Here is a 19,038-nt window from a genome sequence, read left to right on the forward strand (position 1 = left end):
GCGTATGAGCGGAAAGCCCGGCCGGAGGCAACGCCCGTATCTGAACCATGATTTTTAGGATTTTTATGTCAATTTTTAAACCGGCATAGTAAAAATCGCAATGCTCTTTCCCTGTGCTTGGCTACAGGGAAAGAGCATTGAAAATAATTCGCTCTTTATTACTAATCTCATGCTTAAAAATTTCAACACAAATGCTTTGCAAGCGCTCCACAATTAATCGACTTACACGAATCTTAAATTGATTCAATTCGTGTAAGTCGATTAATACGTAAAAATTAGTGTGAAAAATTTTCATTTATTGTTTTTCAATTCGTATGTGGTTAAAAGCAGTTTCCCTGTGCTTGGCTTTATATATTTATCCTATCAAAAAGTTTACACCCCGCATTCCCCCGCATCATATAAAAACATAACTTTGCCCCTGCAAAATTTAATACCATGAGTTTCAGAACCGAACACGATACCATGGGCGAGGTACAGGTACCTGCCGACAAATACTGGGGAGCGCAAACCGAACGCTCACGCAATAATTTTAAAATTGGTCCGGAAGCATCAATGCCAAAGGAAATTATCGATGCTTTTGCATACCTGAAAAAGGCAGCCGCTTTTACCAATACAGATTTAGGGGTATTACCGGCTGAAAAACGCGACCTGATAGCACAGGTTTGCGACGAGATCCTGGCCGGCAAACTTGCTTCGGAGTTTCCGCTGGTGATCTGGCAAACTGGCTCGGGCACGCAATCAAACATGAACGTGAACGAGGTTGTGGCTAACCGTGCACACGTATTACAAGGCAATAAACTGGGCGAAGGCAAAACCTTTATTCACCCGAATGATGACGTGAACAAATCACAATCATCAAACGATACTTACCCAACAGCTATGCACATTGCGGCATACAAGATCCTGATTGATGTAACCATCCCCGGAATCGAAAAACTGCGCGATACCTTGCAGGCTAAGGTTGAGGCTTTCAAATCAGTAGTAAAAATTGGTCGTACCCATTTGATGGACGCTACCCCGCTTACTTTGGGCCAGGAGTTTTCAGGTTATGTATCGCAATTGAACCACGGCTTAAAAGCCCTGCGTAATACGCTTGATCACCTTTCAGAACTGGCCCTTGGTGGTACGGCTGTAGGTACAGGGATCAACACGCCTAAAGGTTATGATGTAAAAGTTGCTGAGTACATTGCCCAGTTTACCGGCTTGCCGTTCATCACAGCAGAAAATAAATTTGAAGCCCTTGCCGCTCATGATGCCATTGTTGAAAGTCATGGCGCGCTGAAACAAATTGCGGTTTCATTAATGAAAATTGCTAACGATATCAGGATGCTGGCTTCTGGTCCGCGTTCGGGCATTGGCGAGATCCATATCCCCGATAACGAGCCGGGCTCATCAATTATGCCGGGTAAAGTTAACCCTACCCAAAACGAAGCTGTTACGATGGTAGCTGCACAGGTTATGGGGAATGACGTGGCTATTTCTATCGGTGGCTCAAACGGCCACTACGAGCTGAATGTATTTAAACCGGTTATGGCGGCAAACTTCCTGCAGTCGGCAAGGTTAATAGGTGATGCCTGCGTATCGTTCAATGATCATTGCGCTGTAGGCATTGAACCTAATTATGATGGAATCAAAAAACACCTTGAAAATTCATTGATGCTGGTAACTGCGCTTAACCCACATATCGGCTATGAAAACGCGGCAAAAATTGCTAAAACAGCACTTAAAAACGGCAGTTCACTGCGCGAAGCTGCTATTGGTTTAGGCTTACTAACCAACGAACAGTTTGACGAGTGGGTTCGCCCCGAAAATATGATAGGCAGCTTAAAATAAGAAGCACCTCACCCCAACCCCTCTCCAAAGGAGAGGGGCTTTTAATTTCTGCTTATGCAAAAACGCTATAGCTTTCTCTTTTCTTTTTTCGGTTTCAGGCCTTTTGCCTTCAGCTTTCAGCCTTCGGCTTTTAGCTTAAAAAACGCCTTTTGCCTCATAGCTTTCAGCCTTCTGCTTTCAGCTTTCAGCTCTTGTACCATGAACCCGGATAAGCAAACACCCGGTGAGGGCTATTTACAGGGAGAGTGGAAACAGGACTCAATACCTGCGCAAAAAAGCCTGGTAACATATTCGCTATATGATATTAAATTCAGCTGCGATTCATTTCTTTTGAAGATCAGTACCGTTAGCAAGGTTAATTACGGGGCTGATACGTGTATGAGCAAAGGCCATTGGGATGAATATATACGGGGAACTTATTCGCAACGGCGGGACACGCTCCACATTAAAGGGCAGTTTTGCAATGCTGATGGCTCATATAAAAATGAACAGGGCTGTTTCAGGTTTGGTGATTATGAAGAATATTTTAAGGTTCATAAGCAAAGCGACTCGCTGATCCGGTTTGTAAGTACATCCAACGTAATACCTATTAACGCGCATTTAATAAAAAGAACAAGCTGCATTCCAAAACCATTGTAATGAAAACACGAACCTTAAAAAAACTTTTATTGCTGGTGGCGATATTTTATATCCCCCTGCAAAGCATGGCCTGGGGTACTAATGGGCACCGCATTTGCGGCCAGGTTGCGGATAGCTACCTAACCGCCAAAGCCCGTAAAGCTATTCAAGCCATTTTGGGTAATGAGTCGATTGCCATTACCAGCAACTGGGCCGATTTTATTAAATCAGACCCGGCTTATGGCTACCTGTATAACTGGCACTTTATCGACCTGGACAAGGCTTATACCTATCCCGAACTGCAAAGTTATTTAAAGGCCGATACTGCTACCGATGCTTACACCAAAATGAATTTTTTGATTGCCGAACTTAAAAAGCCGGCTACAACAAAAGCCAACAAGCTACTTTACCTGCGTATGCTGATCCACATTGTAGAAGATGTACATCAGCCGCTGCACACCGGCCATACCAGCGATAAGGGTGGTAACGATGTAAAAGTTCAGTGGTTTGGTAAAGACAGTAACCTGCACTCTGTTTGGGATAGCCAGTTGATTGATTTTCAGCAATTGAGTTATACAGAATACGCAACCATGATCAATCATACTACGGCTGCCCAACGCGCCAAACTGCAAAAAGACCCGATAAGCCAATGGCTGTATGAAAGCAACCAGCTTGCAGAAAAGCTGTATATCGATGTAAAACCAGGCGAAAACCTGAGTTACAAATACAACTTTAGCCATATAGCAACCCTTAACCAGCAAATGGTTAAAGCCGGCGTACGTTTGGCCGGTTTACTGAACCAGATATTTGGATAGTTCTTTGAGGTGAAAGATTAAAGCTGAAAGGTTGCTTTTCTGCCTAAACCTTTCGCCTTTATCCTTTCGCCTTTTACCTCAAAAAAATGAAAATACTAATGGTATGCCTGGGCAATATATGCCGTTCGCCGCTGGCGGAGGGGGTTATGCAGCACCTGGCAGATGAAAATGGACTTGGCTGGGATGTTGATTCGGCGGGCACCGGAAGATGGCATGTGGGCGAAGCGCCCGACAGACGTTCAATCCGCGTAGCACGGAACCACGGCATTGATATCAGCAAACAAATTTGCCGCCAGTTTAAACGAAGCGACTTTGACGAGTTCGACCATATTTTTGTGATGGACCGTAATAACCTGAGCGATGTGCTTGATATGGCCCGCAACGAAGAACAGGCTGCTAAAGTAAAGCTTCTGTTAGGTGATAAGGTTGTCCCCGATCCATATTATGACGATAACCAGTTTGAACCGGTTTTTGAGTTGATTGAAAACGGATGTAGGGATATTATTGAAGAGTTACACCCCCTCTAAATCTCCCCCCAATTGGGGAGATTTTTAATAAATGTCTTTAAGCCCTCCCTTCCGGGGAGGGTTGGGTGGGGTTTTTCACCCTAAAAAACGGCACGTCTTCCCCATACCAAAACACAATCCCTTCCCGTACAAAACCGGCTTTAATCAGCACCCTTTGTGATGCTGCGTTTTGCGGATGGGTAACGGCGCAAATCTCTTTTAGCCCTATATTGAATCCATAACTGATCAGTGCTTCGGCAAGTTCGGTAGCTATGCCTTGTCCCCAGTATTTGAGATGCAGCCGGTAGCCCAGCTCAATGTGGCTCTTGTCGTAATCGCTTGGTTTAAGGGCGCAAACACCTATAAAATCGTTATCTGTGATATTAAAAATCCCCCATCTGCCCAGGCCCGATCCGTTCTGGTATTCCTTAAGCGTATCTTTAAAAACCTGTTTACTCTCTTGCGAAGTACGTTTTTTCACATATTGAGTAAGCCGGTCATCGGCATCTATTGCGGTAACAAGTTCTTCATCTTCGGCTGTAAATTCACGGATCAGCAAGCGTGGTGTTTGAGTGATAATATTCATAGGTTTTCAAAAATATATTTTTGAATTGATTGTACAGGTAAGTTGAGTGTCATATAAAAGGTGACCAGATTTATTTTGCCCCTTTAAGGGAAGGTCAATTAATGCTAAAACCCTCATTTGCCGTTAAATTTTTATACCTTGCATAATTTACTTATAAGATATAGTGACTTTCCAGGATTTTAATTTTAACGAGCAATTATTTGAAGGTGTAGAGAGCATGGGTTTCGTAAACCCCACACCCATACAATCTATGGCCATCCCGGCCATTATGGAAGGGCGCGACCTGATTGCATGCGCTCAAACCGGTACAGGTAAAACCGGCGCTTACTTGCTTCCTGTTTTAAACAGCATCAGCAAAACAAATAAACACCATACCAGTGCCCTTATACTTGCCCCAACCCGTGAGCTTGCCCAGCAAATAGATCAGCAGGTTGAAGGCCTTGCCTATTTTACCGGTATCAGCTCTATTGCTGTTTTTGGCGGCGGCGACGGCATTGTTTACGAACAACAGCGCCGTGGCATTCAAAACAATGTAAATATTATTGTTGCTACCCCCGGCAGGCTGATAGCCCACCTTACATCGGGCGTGCTGAAGCTTAATCACCTTACCCATTTGGTGCTTGATGAGGCCGACCGGATGCTGGATATGGGATTTTCTGATGATATCATGAAAATTATCAGCTACCTGCCAAAAGAGAGGCAAACGCTGTTGTTTTCGGCTACCATGCCAGGTCGTATCCGTTCATTGGCCAAAGCTATTTTGAAAGATCCGGAGCAGATCAATATCGCTATTTCGCAGCCGGCCGTTGGTATCGATCAGCAGGTTTACAGGGTTCATGATCAACAAAAAACGCCGTTGGTACAGCATATCCTGAAAGATTCGGCATTTACAAGTATCATCATCTTTGCATCACGCAAGGAGATCGTTAAAGCATTATACAAGGAGCTTAAAGCCATCAAGATCAACGCCATGTCGTTCCATTCCGATCTGGAACAGAAAGAGCGCGAAGAGATCCTCCTTAAATTCAAAAACAAGCAATTACCGGTTATCATCGGTACCGACGCCCTTTCGCGCGGCATTGATGTGGAGGGCATCGATCTGGTGATCAACTACGATGTTCCCGGCGATCCGGAAGATTATATCCACCGTATTGGTCGTACGGCCCGCGCCGCTACCACCGGTACCGCAATAACCTTCGTTAACCACCGCGATGAGCGCAAGCTTAAAAATATTGAAAAACTGATTGAAAAACCGATAAAGCTGATGGCGCTGCCGGATGAACTGGCCACGATACAGCCGCTAAGGCCCGAACCGGTACAAGGGGATGCTAAAAAGAAACCTAATCGACGCTGGGGAAGAAAGAAGCCGAAACAGCAGAATACGGGTAACTAAAAGATTTTCACGAATACCATTTTGGATGTTGATTTAATTTAATCGAATTACACGAACTCTGTTCCTTTAGGGCTCTCACAGAGGATGCCGGCGGGGAACAGGATTCTTAATTCGTGTAATTCGCTTCAATTCGAAGAAATTCGCGTTTCATTACTAAAACGTTTTATCTATTTTAATATCTTAGACCAAAAATCTATTTCCCAATGATCATTCCTAAAAAATTGGTTTTACTGGCAACGTTTGGTGCGGCAATTATCATATCTGAAAACAAGGCATTAGCACAGGAGAAGAAAACATCAGGTAATCCTATTGTTGAAGGCTGGTATGCCGACCCGGAAGCCAAAATCTTCAATAAACAATACTGGGTATATCCAACCTATTCGGCTAAATATAACGACCAGGTATTTATGGATGCCTTTTCATCACCCGATCTGGTTAACTGGACTAAGCATCCCCGTGTTATTGATACTGCTGCAGTAAAATGGGCAAAACGTGCTATGTGGGCCCCTGCTGTGACAGAAAAGGATGGCAAATACTATATCTTTTTTGGCGCCAACGATATCCAGAACAACAATGAAATTGGTGGTATAGGTGTTGCCGTTGGCGATAAACCTGAAGGCCCGTTCAAAGACCTTTTGGGCAAACCACTCATTGGCCAGATCATCAATAAAGCGCAACCTATCGACCAGTTTGTTTTTAAGGATGACGATGGTCAGTATTATATGATATATGGTGGCTGGGGCCAATGTAATATCGTAAAGCTAAAAAACGACTTTACAGGTATCGAGCCGTTTAAAGACGGAGAAACCTATAAACTGATCACCCCCAAAGATTATGTTGAAGGCCCGGTGATGTTTAAACGCAAAGGCAAATATTATTTTATGTGGAGCGAAGGCGGCTGGACCGGCCCGGATTACCGCGTAGCTTATGCCATCGGCGATTCGCCGTTTGGTCCTTTTAACCGTATCGGGACAATATTAAAACAGGACGCGAATATTGCTACAGGTGCAGGTCACCATTCGGTGATCCAGGTGCCAGGGAAGGATGAATGGTATATTGTTTACCACCGCCGTCCCTTAACCGAAACTGATGGCAACCACCGTGTTACCTGTATCGACAAAATGTACTTTGATAAGGATGGCAAGATCCTGCCGGTTAAGATCACCAATGAGGGTGTGGCGGCGAGGAAGATTAAATAAAGCCCCCCACCCCCCTAAAGGGGGAGTTTGCAATGCGCGTGACCCCGGGCAAAACTTACGAAGTTTCAAAAACTTCGTAAGTTTCTTTTTTGCTGTTGTTGGCTTTTGCATTGATATGGCATCCGCTAATTTGCACATCTGAAATCTTGCCATTTGCACATCATTCATCTCCCCCTAAAAGGGTGAGCATGATAATTCCTGATATTTAGTATCTTAAACCGTTTTTTTGACTGACATTATTCCTTTATCATTATGACGCGATCATTTTTTCGGGCATTAGTAATTTTACTTGCCCTCACAGGCAGCAACCGGTGTTTCGGACAAGCCGCCGAAAACCTGCCCACCGATTATTTAAGCAAAGAATTTCATGCCGGAAGGCGACAGGCCCTTCGCGACCTGATGCCCGCTAATTCGGTGATGGTGATCTTCTCGTACCCTGAACAGGTGTTTTCGAACGATGTTAACTACGTTTATCATCCTAATCCCGATCTGTATTATTTTTCAGGATATAAAGAACCCAACTCAGTGTTGTTGGTATTTAAAGAAATGCAGGCTGTGGGCGACAGCAGCTATAACGAGGTGCTGTTTGTACGCCATCGGGATGCCGGTCGTGAGCAGTGGACAGGCAGGCGTTTAGGCGTTGAGGGCGCTAAATCGCAGCTTGGTTTTAAGCGGGCTTACAACAGCGAGGATTTCGCGAAATTCCCCGTTGATTTTAAAAAGTTTGCCAATGTGTATTATGATGCACTGCCCGAAGATGTTACCGGCGATGGATCGACCGGCGAGCTAAAAAAATTGATCGCAGCTTTTAAAAATAAGGCTGGTATAACGGAAACCAACAGGCAGGTTATGAGTGATCTTAATTTGATAGCAAGAATGGTTACTCCTCAAAACTTAGCCCGTTTTATGACTTATTTTAAAGATAAGTTTGCTGATGAGGATCACAAAAACAATCCACTTATACAACAATTGGCGGCCAAACCCGATTCTGCAACGCTTGCCGATGTTAAGGCAAAAATTGGCACAACTTACGGCGGCAACACCGGATATAGTGAATTTACTTCAAAGCTGCGCGGCGTAAAAACACCGGAGGAAATAGCCGTATTGAAAAAGGCTGTTGAGATCTCAAGCCTTGCTCATTTGGAAGTAATGAAATCGGTAAAACCCAATATGAGCGAGCGCGAGGTTGAAGGCATCATGACCTACGTGCATAAAAGATACGGAGCAGAAGAGGAGGGCTATCCACCAATTGTAGGTGCAGGTGCTAATGGCTGTATCCTGCATTATGAAGAAAACTCGGCCACAAAAATCAATAACCAGTTGCTGCTGATGGATGTTGGTGCGGAGTACCACGGATATTCTGCCGATGTTACCCGCACTGTACCGGCTAACGGCAAATTTACCGAGGAGCAAAAGGCTATTTATCAATTGGTATACGACGCACAGGAAGAGATTTTTAAACTATGCAAAGCAGGCGTTCCCTATGCCAGTCTTGAGCAAAAATCGGTAGAAGTATTATCGGCCGGACTGATTAAACTCGGTATCATCAAGGATGCTTCAGAAGTGCGTAAATATTACCCGCATGGCTGTTCGCACCATTTAGGGCTTGATGTGCATGATAAAGGCGGTCGCGGCAATTTGGAAGAAAACTGGGTGATCACCGTTGAGCCGGGGATCTATATCCCTGCCGGAAGCCCCTGCGATAAAAAATGGTGGAATATTGGCGTACGTATTGAAGATGACGTGCAGATAGGCAAAGACAAGGGCACAATCCTATCAATAGATGCGCCACGCAAATGGCAGGATGTTGAAAAAGCTGCTACCGAAAAAAGTATTTTTGAGGCTGCTAAATTTCCGGAGTTGAAATAAAAAAAGCACTTTATGTCATTGCGAGGAGCAGCGGGGGCTGCGCAATTGGGCGACGTGGCAATCTCGTAGCTTTGCATCGCCATAGTGCATCGCCGCCCTGTATAACTACGAGATTGCCACGCTACGCTCGCAACGACATAGTGGTTGTATAAAACACGAAAGCCCTCCGAAATTCAATCCGGAGGGCTTTTCTATTTATGAATTATTCTTATTTCTTAATCCTGCTTTTCAGTTCAGCCAACGGCATGGTAACCATACGGCCGATTGGCTTTTTACCGCGATAAGTGATCACCCTTAATGTAGTAGCATCTTTAGGGGCATCTATCGGCGCTGTGTACTTAGGATAAAACCTGTCGGGGAACGAGTTGTCAAAGCTGTAATAAGTGTCCAGCCCGTTTACCTCGTTTGTCAGTGTGATTTTTAACGTGCTGTCAGGATTCAACACCGCATCAAATGACGGATCGTAAGCACTTGGGGCTATTTTGGTTTCGGCTTCATCAAAGCGGGGGAAATGTTTCTCTACCCTGCTGAAAAATCCATCCCAGTTTTTAGGACCTTTTGGCGACCATACATCTTCGGCAATAGCCATACCGCGTGGCCAGGTCATATATTCGGCCTGGCGGATATTGTACACCTGCTCGGTCCATAAGTTGGCCTGGCCGCCTTTAATAAGGCGCGCATCAACGCTATCTGGTACAGGCTCCCATGAATAGGTTTTGTTTAAGCGAAGCGTGGCATAAATCTTGGTTTCGTTTACACGGTCGCTTTGCATGTAATCTAAATAGGCAAATGTTGTCGGGCTCATGACCACCTCATGACCTGCTTTAGCGGCAGTGATGCCACCCTGGATACCGCGCCAGCTCATAACCGCGGCGTTAGGGCCCAGACCGCCCTCAATGATCTCGTCCCAACCCATGAATTTTTTACCTTTCGACTCTACGATTTTTTCAAGTCGCTTTTCGAAGTAAGCCTGTACTTCGCTCATCGTTTTCAGGTTTTCTTTAGCCATTAACGCTTTTATGGCATCGCTTTGCTCCCAGAAATTTTTTGCACACTCGTCGCCTCCCAAATGGATATAGCCGAAAGGGAACAGTTGGGCGACTTCAGTAACCACCTTATCCATAAAGGTATAAACCGCTTCATTGGCCGGGCAAAGCGTGTTATCAACAATAGCGCGGTTATGCGGCCCGCTCCAATCCATAAAAGGCTCACCGGAGTTTACCACATACTTATCAGCTCCCGGTGTACATGAAAGCTCGGGATAGGCAACTACCGCAGCGAGGCTATGACCAGGAACATCAATTTCGGGCAGGATGTTCACAAACCTGTCTTTGGCGTATTGTACCAACTCTTTGATATCCTCCTGGGTATAAAAACCGCCGTAGGTACGTGGCTCATCAGGTGTAGGTGGAGTAAACGTACCAAACTGCCCTACTTTTTTTACGTTGTGCGATCCTACTTCGGTTAACCTTGGCAGGCTTTTGATCTCCACGCGCCAGCCTTCATCATCGGTAAGGTGCAAGTGCAGCAGGTTAAATTTGTATTTAACCATAGCATCGATGTATTGCTTAACCTCTGCTTTGGTAAAAAAGTGACGGGATACATCAAACATCAGGCCTCTCCAGCCAAACCTTGGATAGTCGGTAATTTCAACCGCGGGTGCAGTCCATTTTACGCCTTTGGCTACTTCCAGTCCTTCAATTTCTTTAGGCAACAGCTGGAAAAACGTCTGTACGCCATAAAATAGTCCCGCGGCATCATTAGCACGGATCACTACTTTTTTAGGAGTTACGGATAGTTTATAGCCTTCGGTTTTGAGTACGGTATCGGCTGTTTTATTTAGAATCAGCCTGATGGGCGCTGTTGGCGCTACACTTTTTACGGTGATAAATACACCTGTAGCTGTAGAAAGTTTTCTTTTAAGATAGGCAGTTACATTTGCCACATCAGCCGAAGAACCGGCTTCTACAACAACCGTTTTGGGCAATACAAACTGGCCGGTAGTTTGGGTAACTTTTACCGGTTGCGGAATAAGCGCGAGTGCCGGTTTGGTTGTTTGGGCCGCAGAAAGCAGGTGTGCCATACAGCCGCAAAGCAATAAGGATAATTTCTTCATAAAGAATTGTTATTTAATTGGATGTACGCAAATTAAACTTTTTAAATAATATTAAGAAGTGTATTTATAAATGCTATTTGCCAAGTCGCAGGTATCACAAGGGCGTCATTGCGAGGTACGAAGCAATCGCGAGCTATACAAGGCGGACTTGCAAATCGGGGATTGCTTCGTTCCTCGCAATGACGTTTTTTTATTTATATCGTCACACTCTGATATAAATATTCCGCTTATCGAGGATGTAAGCAACCAGCCAGCAAATCATCATAAAGCTGATGGCGAATAGCAATGATCCAATCGGGCCGGGCGCTATAGCCTGGTAAAAAGCGGTGTTGATCCAATCGACAGCGTTGGTTCCGCTTATCATGATCATACTTACCGGGATCAGCAGTATTTCGGATAGTACATAAATAGGCAGCGGATTTTTCCCCATAGTGGTGAAAAAACGGGCCCAGTTGCCTTTATTCCAATTATTGATTTCCAGGGCATAAATCAATGCCGACAAGATCACCAGGTCAAGCCCGGTAGTTACCAGTACAAATGAGCTTGTCCACAGTTTTTTATTGATCGGGAATACCATATTCCAGCACAGGGCCAAAAAGATGAACAGGCAGCCGGTTAACAGCAGCTTGGTGGTGGTATCATATCCCTTACCTTTTTGCTGGATGAATTTACCTGCATAGTAACCAACCACCACATTTACAATGGCAGGCAGGGTGCTCAATACGCCTTCCGGATCGAACGGAATACCCTCGCCGTGATATAAATGATCAGGCCCGAACAAAAATTTATCAAGGTAGATGCCTGCATTGCCGGTCATGCTCAGCGGATCGGCAGGATTACCATACACCAGCAGGATGATCCAGTAGATCGCCAGAAATAACCCCGATAAAACGAAAACCGAACGTTTTGACAGAAAATGAATCATGAGCGAGGCAAAACAATAGCACAGGGCAATGCGCTGCAAAACCCCCATAATGCGGGTATGGGTAATTGGTTTTAGATGAAACTGTCCGCCGCCTGTTGAAAAGAAAGGGAACCAGTACATGAGGTAACCTATTAAAAATATGAGCAGGGTACGCCTGAAAATTTTGCTTAGCACAGCCGAGTTGCCCATTTCCTGGTAGCGTTTCATGGAAAAGCTCATGGCATTGCCTACGGCAAATAAAAAGGATGGGAACACAAGATCGGTTGGGGTGAAGCCATGCCATGCGGCATGTTCAAGTGGCGAAAAAGGGGCTGCTCCGCTGCCCGGCGTATTTACAATGATCATGAAGCATAAAGTCATGCCACGAAACACATCCAGCGATAAAAACCGCGATGATGATTTGTCCATAAATGGGTTTAAAAATGTTTATAATCAGCTTTTCAGAAGCAGGGATGTTAAGGCAAGATAATAAACTTACCGGGAATGCATATTGTCCCGGTAAGTTATAAGTCGTTACAAAACCGAACGCTGCCAGTTTAATAGCTTTCGGCTTTGCGCGTTTTGCTTTTAGCTTTAATTAATGATAACCCGGATTTTGTTTCAATTGCGGTGTACCACCTTTGGCGCTTAAGTCAATCTCTACCAGCGGTATCGGGAAATATTCGCTTTTACCTTTAATGAATTTACCGCCCTTTACATCATTGGTCAACGTGCTTTGATATGCTATGTAAGCATTAAGCTCGGTATCGGCAATGCCCCAGCGTACCAGGTCAAAAAAGCGGTGACCTTCCATGGCAAGCTCAATTTTACGTTCAAAATAGATGGCTTTAAGCGCAAAATCCTTGCTGGCAAATGCACCGCCGGGATAAGGGCTCACTTTATAGTTAGCTGCTGCCTGAGTGGTGAAACCTGCTGTAGGGTCATCGTTATCTTTGTATTTATGTACAAAACCTTCAGGATTAGCTGCGCGGTTACGCACCATGTTTACATAGCTTTCGGCTTTATCAAGGCTACCAACCTGTGCTTCAACCTCAGCGGCCATTAACAGTACATCGGCGTAACGAATAATGTTATAATTGATGCCTGAGCCCGGCGCCCATGAGGTGTTATCGCCGTTTACATCCTGCTCGGCCTGGCCGTAAACGTTTTTGATAGGCGAATAAGGGCCACCGTACTGCTGATCTCGGATCCAGTCGGCTCCCGGATGTAAGCCCCAGTCAAGATAAGGGATTCCGCGGCGACCGGCAGTCCAGTCAAGACGCGGGTCAATTGTACCGGCGTCAGGAGTATAATCATCGGCCGATGCCAGGCCCATATCTGTTTTTATAGCGTGACTGTTATAATCGTCAAGATATGGTAAACCGGTAGCCGAATTGGTGCGGAAATGATTAACCAGATCAATTGATGGCTGGTAAAAACCGCAGCAGCTAAACGGACTGCTATTGCCGTACGGAAAGTTAAGCATATCGCCGTTATTTGCCTGCGACGGGCCGTTAGGATCGGTATTGGCAGCAGCCTGAACAGCGAAAACGGATTCGGCGCTGTTGTTGGTAGCCGTTCTGAAATTGTCGTTGAATTTGGCGTTAAGTGCATACTTTTTACCATCGGAAGTTACACCCTGCGCAATAACCGCATCAAATACAGCCTTTGCTTCGGTATATTTATGCTCGTATAGGTATGTTTTACCTAAGTATGCACCGGCAGCCCATTTATTGGCGCGGCCAACTTCGGTTTGGGTATTAGGCAGATTGTCGTAAGCGTATTTGAAGTCTGCTTCAATCTTTGGCCAGATATCTGTGTTGTTAGGTTGATTAATGTCGGTTGTTGTTTCATCAAGATAGGGCACATTATTGAACATCTTTTTCAGGTCGAAGTAATAATGCGCTCTTAAGAAACGGGCCTGTGCCAGTATATTGGTTTTATTTGAGGCTGATATGGAAGTAACCTTATTGGTTATTTTGATGGTGTTGTTTGTGCGTGATACACCCTCGTAATCGGCCCGCCATTTGCTGTCGAAAAAACCATTGCTGGCATCTGCGTTGTATTTCATCATCGGTTCTATCGGTTGCTGATCGCCGGCAATACTGCCTTTTGACGCATCACCACCTACTACACCGCCATATACCCAGTTATCCGGTGATGCTTCCCATGCACCGCCGCCGCCTACAGCAGCATCGCCGCCCTGCTGACCATCCAACACCGCATATGCACCTACAAGCAGTTCATTAGCTCCTGATTCTGTTTCGAGAAATTGAGGCTCGAGGGCGCCGTTAATCGGCTTATCGAGATATGATTTTTTACACGCGCCAAGCGATAGTGTGCTTAAAAGCGCTATGGAAATAAGTTTTTTAGCTTTCATTGTAATCCGTTTAAATATTGCTGTTATAATGAAAAATTAACTCCGAATATGAAGGTGCGCGGGCTGGCGTAGCTACCCTCGTCAATACCAAAATCTTTGGTGTTGCCGCTCAGTTCAGGATCGACACCGCTGTAGCCTGTTAAAGTAAACAGGTTGGTTGCCGATACATAGATCCTTAACTTTTGGATCCCCGCCTTTTTAAGCCCTGCAATGTTAAAGGTGTAGCCAACCTGCGCGTTACGCATACGTACATAAGTGCCGTTTTCAACAAAGTATGAGTTTGGTGTAGCGCCGCTGCTGGTTGATGCGTCAAGTTCCTGGATAGGTGCCTTTGCATTTTGATGAGTTGGTGTCCATGAATCATTAAGTGCGGTATAGCTTTTTGCTGTACCAAATGAAGCATAGAAATCCCGCCAGTATTTAACGCTGTTCCATAGTTTATTGCCGAATGAGCCGTAAAGGAAAACGCTGGCATCAAAGTTTTTATAGTTTACACCCAGGTTTAAGCCGGCAGTAACTTTCGGGTTTGGATTACCGATAAAAGTACGGTCGGCATCGGTGATGACACCATCGCCGTTTACGTCTTTATACCTGAAACGACCGACCTTTACATCTGATTGATAGTAAGCATTCGGATCGCCGGTGCGGGTTTGTACAGCTTTGTCGGCTGCGTCAATTTCGGCCTGCGAATTCCAGAAGCCTACGATCTGGTAGCCATAAAACTCGCCTAAAGAATGACCTACCTGGCTGCGGGTAATTGGGTTATCAAACCGGCTTGTTGCCGAGCCGGGGAAATAGTCCCTGTCATCAGATACTTTTAATACTTTATTATTATAAGTGGTTAAAGTACCGGTAGCATTAAAGCTCAGATCGCTGCTGGCCCTGAAGTTGCCGGTAACAGAAAGGTCAAGACCATCGGTTTTCATTTTACCAACGTTTTGCGCCGGGAAAGCACCGTTGCCCGCGGTACCTAACTGGGTAGCGTTAAACAACAGGTCCTTAATGTCTTTGCGGTAGTAATCGGCAGTTACGGCTATTTTGCCGCCAAATAAGGTTGCATCAAAGCCAAAGTTGGAGTTAATATCTTTTTCCCAAAGTGCGTGAGGGTTGGCTGTTTGATCCTGGTAAAAACCCGGAGTTAGGTTAAGAGAGCCATCGATAGGATAATATGATTGGCCAATATCATTGCTGAATGTAACGTAAGCGTCTTTACTGCCCATGTTGATCTGGTTACCCATAATACCCCAGCCGCCTCTTAGCTTCAGGTCGGTAAGCCAGGTAATATTTTTCATAAAGTTTTCCTGCGAGATACGCCAGCCCGCGCTGAATGCCGGAAAGTAGCCATAACGTTGGTCAACCGGGAATTTTGATGAGCCATCACGACGGATAGTGGCGTTAAACAGATAGCGATCATTGTAGGTGTAATCTAAACGGGCAAACTCCGAAAATAATGAGTTGTTAGATTTGCCGCTGTAAGTGTTTTTATTGGTGGTACCGGTAGACAGGTTTACATAATCAGGATCAAAAGTGTAAAAACCCTGGATGCTGCCGCCAACATAACGGTCGTGATCTTCAACGGCCTCGGTACCTACCACTATGTTAACATTGTGTTTGCCAAATACTTTTTGATAGCTAAGGGTGTTGGTCCAGTTATAAGTGTAGCTATTGTCTGATCCTTCGCTGTAAGTATTGGTTGAAGAGTTTTCAACGTTTTCATACGTAGGGAACGAAAACGAATGGTTGTTGCTGTTGATGATATCGCCGCCAAAACTGGTACGTAAAGTAAGGCCGGGAATAATGTCGGCTTCGGCAAATACGTTACCAAGCAAACGATAACTTGTTGACTGGTTGTTTTTTGTACGCTGCTGTATAGCAACCGGGTTATTGGCATCGCCAAGGCCCGTACCGTAACTGCCTGCGTAGTTACCTTTAATGTCGTAAACAGGAATAATGGGCTGTTCGCGCAGGGCATGTGCAATAACGCCATCCGGGTCATTAGTGCTGACCTGCGAATGTGATGTTCCGTCATTTACCTGCGGCTGCCTGGTTATAGAATAAGCCAGGTTTTCGCCCACTCTGATGTGTTTAGTTACATTATAGGTGGTATTTGAGCGCAGCGTGTATCGTTTAAGATAAGTATCAATCAGTGTACCTTGCTGGTTAAAATAATTTAACGAGAATAAATAGCTGGCGTTATCAGTACTGCCGCTCAACGATATATTGTGGCTATTCATCGGGGCCGATTTAAACAACTCATGATACCAGTCGGTACCGGCTTTGTTGGCCCTTGTTATCCTGTAAAAATTACCCAGGTCTGCAGCTGATGTATAAAAAGGATTTACATAGTATTTTGATGGATCAACAGATTGGTCACCTTCTTTAGCTCCGGCCGGGGTAATGTAATCAGGCAGTGTAAAAGCCGAGCCTGTACCGGTTGGGTTGTACAAGGCATCTTTAATGCTGTTATCGCCCGAATTTTTCTTAGCGGTAAGTTTCAGATCGGCCATTTGTTGTGGTGTAATCGTATTCCAGACATTGCCGCCTTTTGGTCTTTGCGTGCCGTAGTAGGCATCATATTGAATATTTACTTTGCCCTTTCCCCGTTTGGTAGTGATGATGATAACGCCGTTTGCCGCCCTTGCACCATATATTGATGCCGAACTTGCGTCTTTTAATACCTGGAAGGTTTCAACATCATTAGGGTTCAGCGTGCTTACATCATATGTTTCCACACCGTCAACTACGTATAGGGGAGTATTATTTCCGAAAGTATTAAAACCCCTGATGTGTACCTGCGGCTCTTCGCCGGGTTGTCCTGACCCGGTAACGGTAACGCCCGATGCCTGGCCTTGCAATTGCGAGTTTACTGATGACGATGCCTGTTTGTTGAGGTCTTTAACATTAACTACCGCAACGGCGCCGGTAAGGTCTTTCTTTTTCTGCGTGGTATAACCAACCACAACAACCTCATTTAATGCTTTTGATTCTTCAAGCAGGGTTACATTAATGGTTGTTTGTCCGTTTACCGGAATAGCCTGTGTGGTAAAGCCTAAAAAGCCAAATTCAAGTGTGCCGTTACCACCGGGCAGGGTAAGGCTGTATTTACCATCAACATTGGTAACCGTACCTAAATTACTACCTCTGAGTTTTACACTTACACCCGGTAAAGGCTGCCCGTTAATGTCTTTAACCACACCTGTTACAGTTACCGTGACAACAGGTTTTGCATCGGCAGGTTTTATAATAATGATATCATCAACCACCTGGAAGGTTAAAGGCTGTTTTTGCAGCACCTTCTGCATTACGGTTTCAATAGGCGCGTCCTGCACATCCACATTTATTTTCCTGTCAACATCAACCTGGTCAAGCCTGTAAAAAACAGTGTATTTACTGCTTTTTTCAATCTGCTTAAACATTTGCTTAACAGAAATATTGTTCACATTAAAGTTGTAAACGTTTTGTGAATAAGCGGCAGCGTGTATTTGCATAATGCCCGTTAAGAGCAGAACGGTTACCAGCTTCATAATTTTGATCGTTTTTTGCCACGGGCCGGCGGCCAGAGCGGACTTTCTGTAAAAATTAATCATAAATTTGTTTGTTAATCAGTTAATACGATGCTTCCCCAAGCGTAGGGTATTAGCTTTGATTGCTTTAGGCCCGGGCGTGTTGGTAGCACATCCGGGTTTTTTTATGTAAAAGAGAATGTTAGTTTTTGATCATAGTTTCCTTTTTGTTTTTTAGTCGTTAATCATTATTGTTGTTTCGTGTAATGTTTACTGTATTGCCGTTTACGGAGTAATTGATAGCGGTATTAGCTTTTATAATTGCCAGCACTTTTTCAATGCTCTGAATGTTTTTGAAACTACCCGAATAACGAATGCCGCTCAATTCGGCATCGGTCATGTTAATAGTGACGTTATATCTTCGCTCAAGCACTTTAGCAATGTCGCTAAGGGTTGTACCATCAAACACAAGTAAGTTCTCTTTCCAGCCATCATAGCGGTCAAGCTTTGCCGAATCAATCTCTGATACCTGGATCTCGTTCAGGCTTTTGGGCTCGGGGGTTACGTAGCTGTAATTCTCTTTTTTGGGGTGATAATAGATCCGGAGCACCTGCCGTGGCTTTACATAAATGCGGCTCATTTCATGCGCGTTGTTATCTACATTTCCCTCTACAGATACCTCGCCTTTTACTACAGTGGTTTCAAAAAACGGGTCGGAGGCATAGGCCTTAAGATTAAACTTTGTACCGATATCCCTTATGGTATAGTTTTTTGTATTTACAATAAAAGGGGCCTCTTTTTTACCGGGGGCAATATCAAAAAACGCTTCGCCTTCCAGGTAAACGGTACGGGTTGTTTTACCAAAATCGGCCGTATAATTAAGCTTGCTGCCCGCATTAAGCCAAACCTGCGTGCCATCGCTTAAAACAACTTTTTTTATCGAGCCGGGGGTAACAGCTATTTGCCTTACACTTTCTGCATTTTTTGAATACCTGTTATATAAGGTAACGGTAACCGCTGCCAGTAAAGCAATAGCCGCTGCCACTTTGCCCCAACTGATCAACCTTGCATAGCGCGACGGCTCCGCTGGTTCTATACCGGTCGAAAGTTTATTATAGGCATTATCTTTATTTACAACCGCTGGCTGCAGGTAAAGCATGTTATGCCAGGTTTCATATAGTTGTACAAAATACTGCTCGTTTTCGGGGTGCGCACTTATCCATTGTTTAACCTGCTCAAGCTCCTGCAAGGTAGCTTCGCCGGTTATGTATTTTACCAACAGTAGTTTTACTTCTTCGTTATCCATTTGTAATATT

13 protein-coding genes are annotated in these 19,038 nt (G+C 44.8%); 7 read left to right on the top strand and 6 right to left on the bottom strand.

From position 1 onward, the window contains the following. Nucleotides 1-435 precede the first annotated feature (435 nt). The 4 genes from fumC to ACEN82_RS22370 all read left to right on the top strand — a co-directional run bounded on the left by fumC (nt 436) and on the right by ACEN82_RS22370 (nt 3,793). Nucleotides 436-1,833: a class II fumarate hydratase gene (gene fumC / locus ACEN82_RS22355; RefSeq protein WP_413322894.1), complete on the top strand. Its 1,398-nt coding sequence runs from the start codon at nt 436-438 to the stop codon at nt 1,831-1,833. A gap of 54 nt (nt 1,834-1,887) precedes the next feature. Then, nucleotides 1,888-2,472, top strand: coding sequence for a fumarate hydratase (locus tag ACEN82_RS22360; protein WP_413322893.1), 585 nt, complete (start codon nt 1,888-1,890; stop codon nt 2,470-2,472). Then, entirely contained in the window at nt 2,472-3,266 is a 795-nt protein-coding gene (locus ACEN82_RS22365; protein ID WP_413322892.1) for a S1/P1 nuclease, read from the top strand. Before ACEN82_RS22360 ends, ACEN82_RS22365 begins: the two co-directional genes overlap by 1 nt. 86 nt (nt 3,267-3,352) lie before the next feature. Further along, the gene (locus ACEN82_RS22370; protein WP_413322891.1) at nt 3,353-3,793 is read left to right on the top strand and encodes a low molecular weight protein-tyrosine-phosphatase; all 441 of its coding nucleotides are present in this window, start codon (nt 3,353-3,355) and stop codon (nt 3,791-3,793) included. 37 nt (nt 3,794-3,830) lie between these two features. On the opposite strand, the gene ACEN82_RS22375 is transcribed toward ACEN82_RS22370, so the two are convergent. Next, complete coding sequence (locus ACEN82_RS22375; RefSeq protein WP_495644024.1) at nt 3,831-4,358, bottom strand: GNAT family N-acetyltransferase; 528 nt, start codon at nt 4,356-4,358, stop codon at nt 3,831-3,833. A gap of 163 nt (nt 4,359-4,521) precedes the next feature. On the opposite strand from ACEN82_RS22375, the gene ACEN82_RS22380 reads away from it, so the two are divergent. The 3 genes from ACEN82_RS22380 to ACEN82_RS22390 all read left to right on the top strand — a co-directional run bounded on the left by ACEN82_RS22380 (nt 4,522) and on the right by ACEN82_RS22390 (nt 8,819). Then, nucleotides 4,522-5,751: a DEAD/DEAH box helicase gene (locus ACEN82_RS22380; protein ID WP_413322615.1), complete on the top strand. Its 1,230-nt coding sequence runs from the start codon at nt 4,522-4,524 to the stop codon at nt 5,749-5,751. A 203-nt stretch (nt 5,752-5,954) separates the two neighbouring features. Further along, complete coding sequence (locus ACEN82_RS22385) at nt 5,955-6,950, top strand: glycoside hydrolase family 43 protein (protein ID WP_413322616.1); 996 nt, start codon at nt 5,955-5,957, stop codon at nt 6,948-6,950. Nucleotides 6,951-7,202: 252 nt separating this feature from the next. After that, on the top strand, nt 7,203-8,819 hold the full coding sequence (locus ACEN82_RS22390) for an aminopeptidase P family protein (protein WP_413322617.1): 1,617 nt from the start codon (nt 7,203-7,205) through the stop codon (nt 8,817-8,819). A gap of 208 nt (nt 8,820-9,027) precedes the next feature. Here the strand turns inward: ACEN82_RS22390 and ACEN82_RS22395 are convergent, their stop codons facing one another. The 5 genes from ACEN82_RS22395 to ACEN82_RS22415 form a co-directional block, all read right to left on the bottom strand. Beyond that, nucleotides 9,028-10,935: a beta-N-acetylhexosaminidase gene (locus ACEN82_RS22395; protein WP_413322618.1), complete on the bottom strand. Its 1,908-nt coding sequence runs from the start codon at nt 10,933-10,935 to the stop codon at nt 9,028-9,030. 202 nt (nt 10,936-11,137) lie between these two features. Further along, nucleotides 11,138-12,268 carry an acyltransferase family protein gene (locus tag ACEN82_RS22400; RefSeq protein WP_413322619.1) on the bottom strand — a complete coding sequence of 377 codons (1,131 nt, stop codon included), beginning with the start codon at nt 12,266-12,268 and terminating at the stop codon, nt 11,138-11,140. Nucleotides 12,269-12,437: 169 nt separating this feature from the next. Further along, on the bottom strand, nt 12,438-14,219 hold the full coding sequence (locus ACEN82_RS22405) for a RagB/SusD family nutrient uptake outer membrane protein (RefSeq protein WP_413322620.1): 1,782 nt from the start codon (nt 14,217-14,219) through the stop codon (nt 12,438-12,440). A gap of 23 nt (nt 14,220-14,242) precedes the next feature. Then, nucleotides 14,243-17,743, bottom strand: coding sequence for a TonB-dependent receptor (locus tag ACEN82_RS22410; protein ID WP_413322621.1), 3,501 nt, complete (start codon nt 17,741-17,743; stop codon nt 14,243-14,245). A 220-nt stretch (nt 17,744-17,963) separates the two neighbouring features. Then, entirely contained in the window at nt 17,964-19,028 is a 1,065-nt protein-coding gene (locus tag ACEN82_RS22415) for a FecR family protein (RefSeq protein ID WP_413322622.1), read from the bottom strand. Between the last annotated feature and the right edge of the window lie 10 nt (nt 19,029-19,038).

It is taken from the genome of Mucilaginibacter sp. Mucisp73 (assembly GCF_059491465.1).

Bases quoted from the DNA above. Each gene is read 5' to 3' on its own strand.
- fumC (WP_413322894.1), top strand. From the start codon at position 436: ATGAGTTTCAGAACCGAACACGATACCATGGGCGAGGTACAGGTACCT.
- ACEN82_RS22360 (WP_413322893.1), top strand. From the start codon at position 1,888: ATGCAAAAACGCTATAGCTTTCTCTTTTCTTTTTTCGGTTTCAGGCCT.
- ACEN82_RS22365 (WP_413322892.1), top strand. From the start codon at position 2,472: ATGAAAACACGAACCTTAAAAAAACTTTTATTGCTGGTGGCGATATTT.
- ACEN82_RS22370 (WP_413322891.1), top strand. From the start codon at position 3,353: ATGAAAATACTAATGGTATGCCTGGGCAATATATGCCGTTCGCCGCTG.
- ACEN82_RS22375 (WP_495644024.1), bottom strand. From the start codon at position 4,358: ATGAATATTATCACTCAAACACCACGCTTGCTGATCCGTGAATTTACA.
- ACEN82_RS22385 (WP_413322616.1), top strand. From the start codon at position 5,955: ATGATCATTCCTAAAAAATTGGTTTTACTGGCAACGTTTGGTGCGGCA.
- ACEN82_RS22390 (WP_413322617.1), top strand. From the start codon at position 7,203: ATGACGCGATCATTTTTTCGGGCATTAGTAATTTTACTTGCCCTCACA.
- ACEN82_RS22395 (WP_413322618.1), bottom strand. From the start codon at position 10,935: ATGAAGAAATTATCCTTATTGCTTTGCGGCTGTATGGCACACCTGCTT.
- ACEN82_RS22400 (WP_413322619.1), bottom strand. From the start codon at position 12,268: ATGGACAAATCATCATCGCGGTTTTTATCGCTGGATGTGTTTCGTGGC.
- ACEN82_RS22405 (WP_413322620.1), bottom strand. From the start codon at position 14,219: ATGAAAGCTAAAAAACTTATTTCCATAGCGCTTTTAAGCACACTATCG.
- ACEN82_RS22410 (WP_413322621.1), bottom strand. From the start codon at position 17,743: ATGAAGCTGGTAACCGTTCTGCTCTTAACGGGCATTATGCAAATACAC.
- ACEN82_RS22415 (WP_413322622.1), bottom strand. From the start codon at position 19,028: ATGGATAACGAAGAAGTAAAACTACTGTTGGTAAAATACATAACCGGC.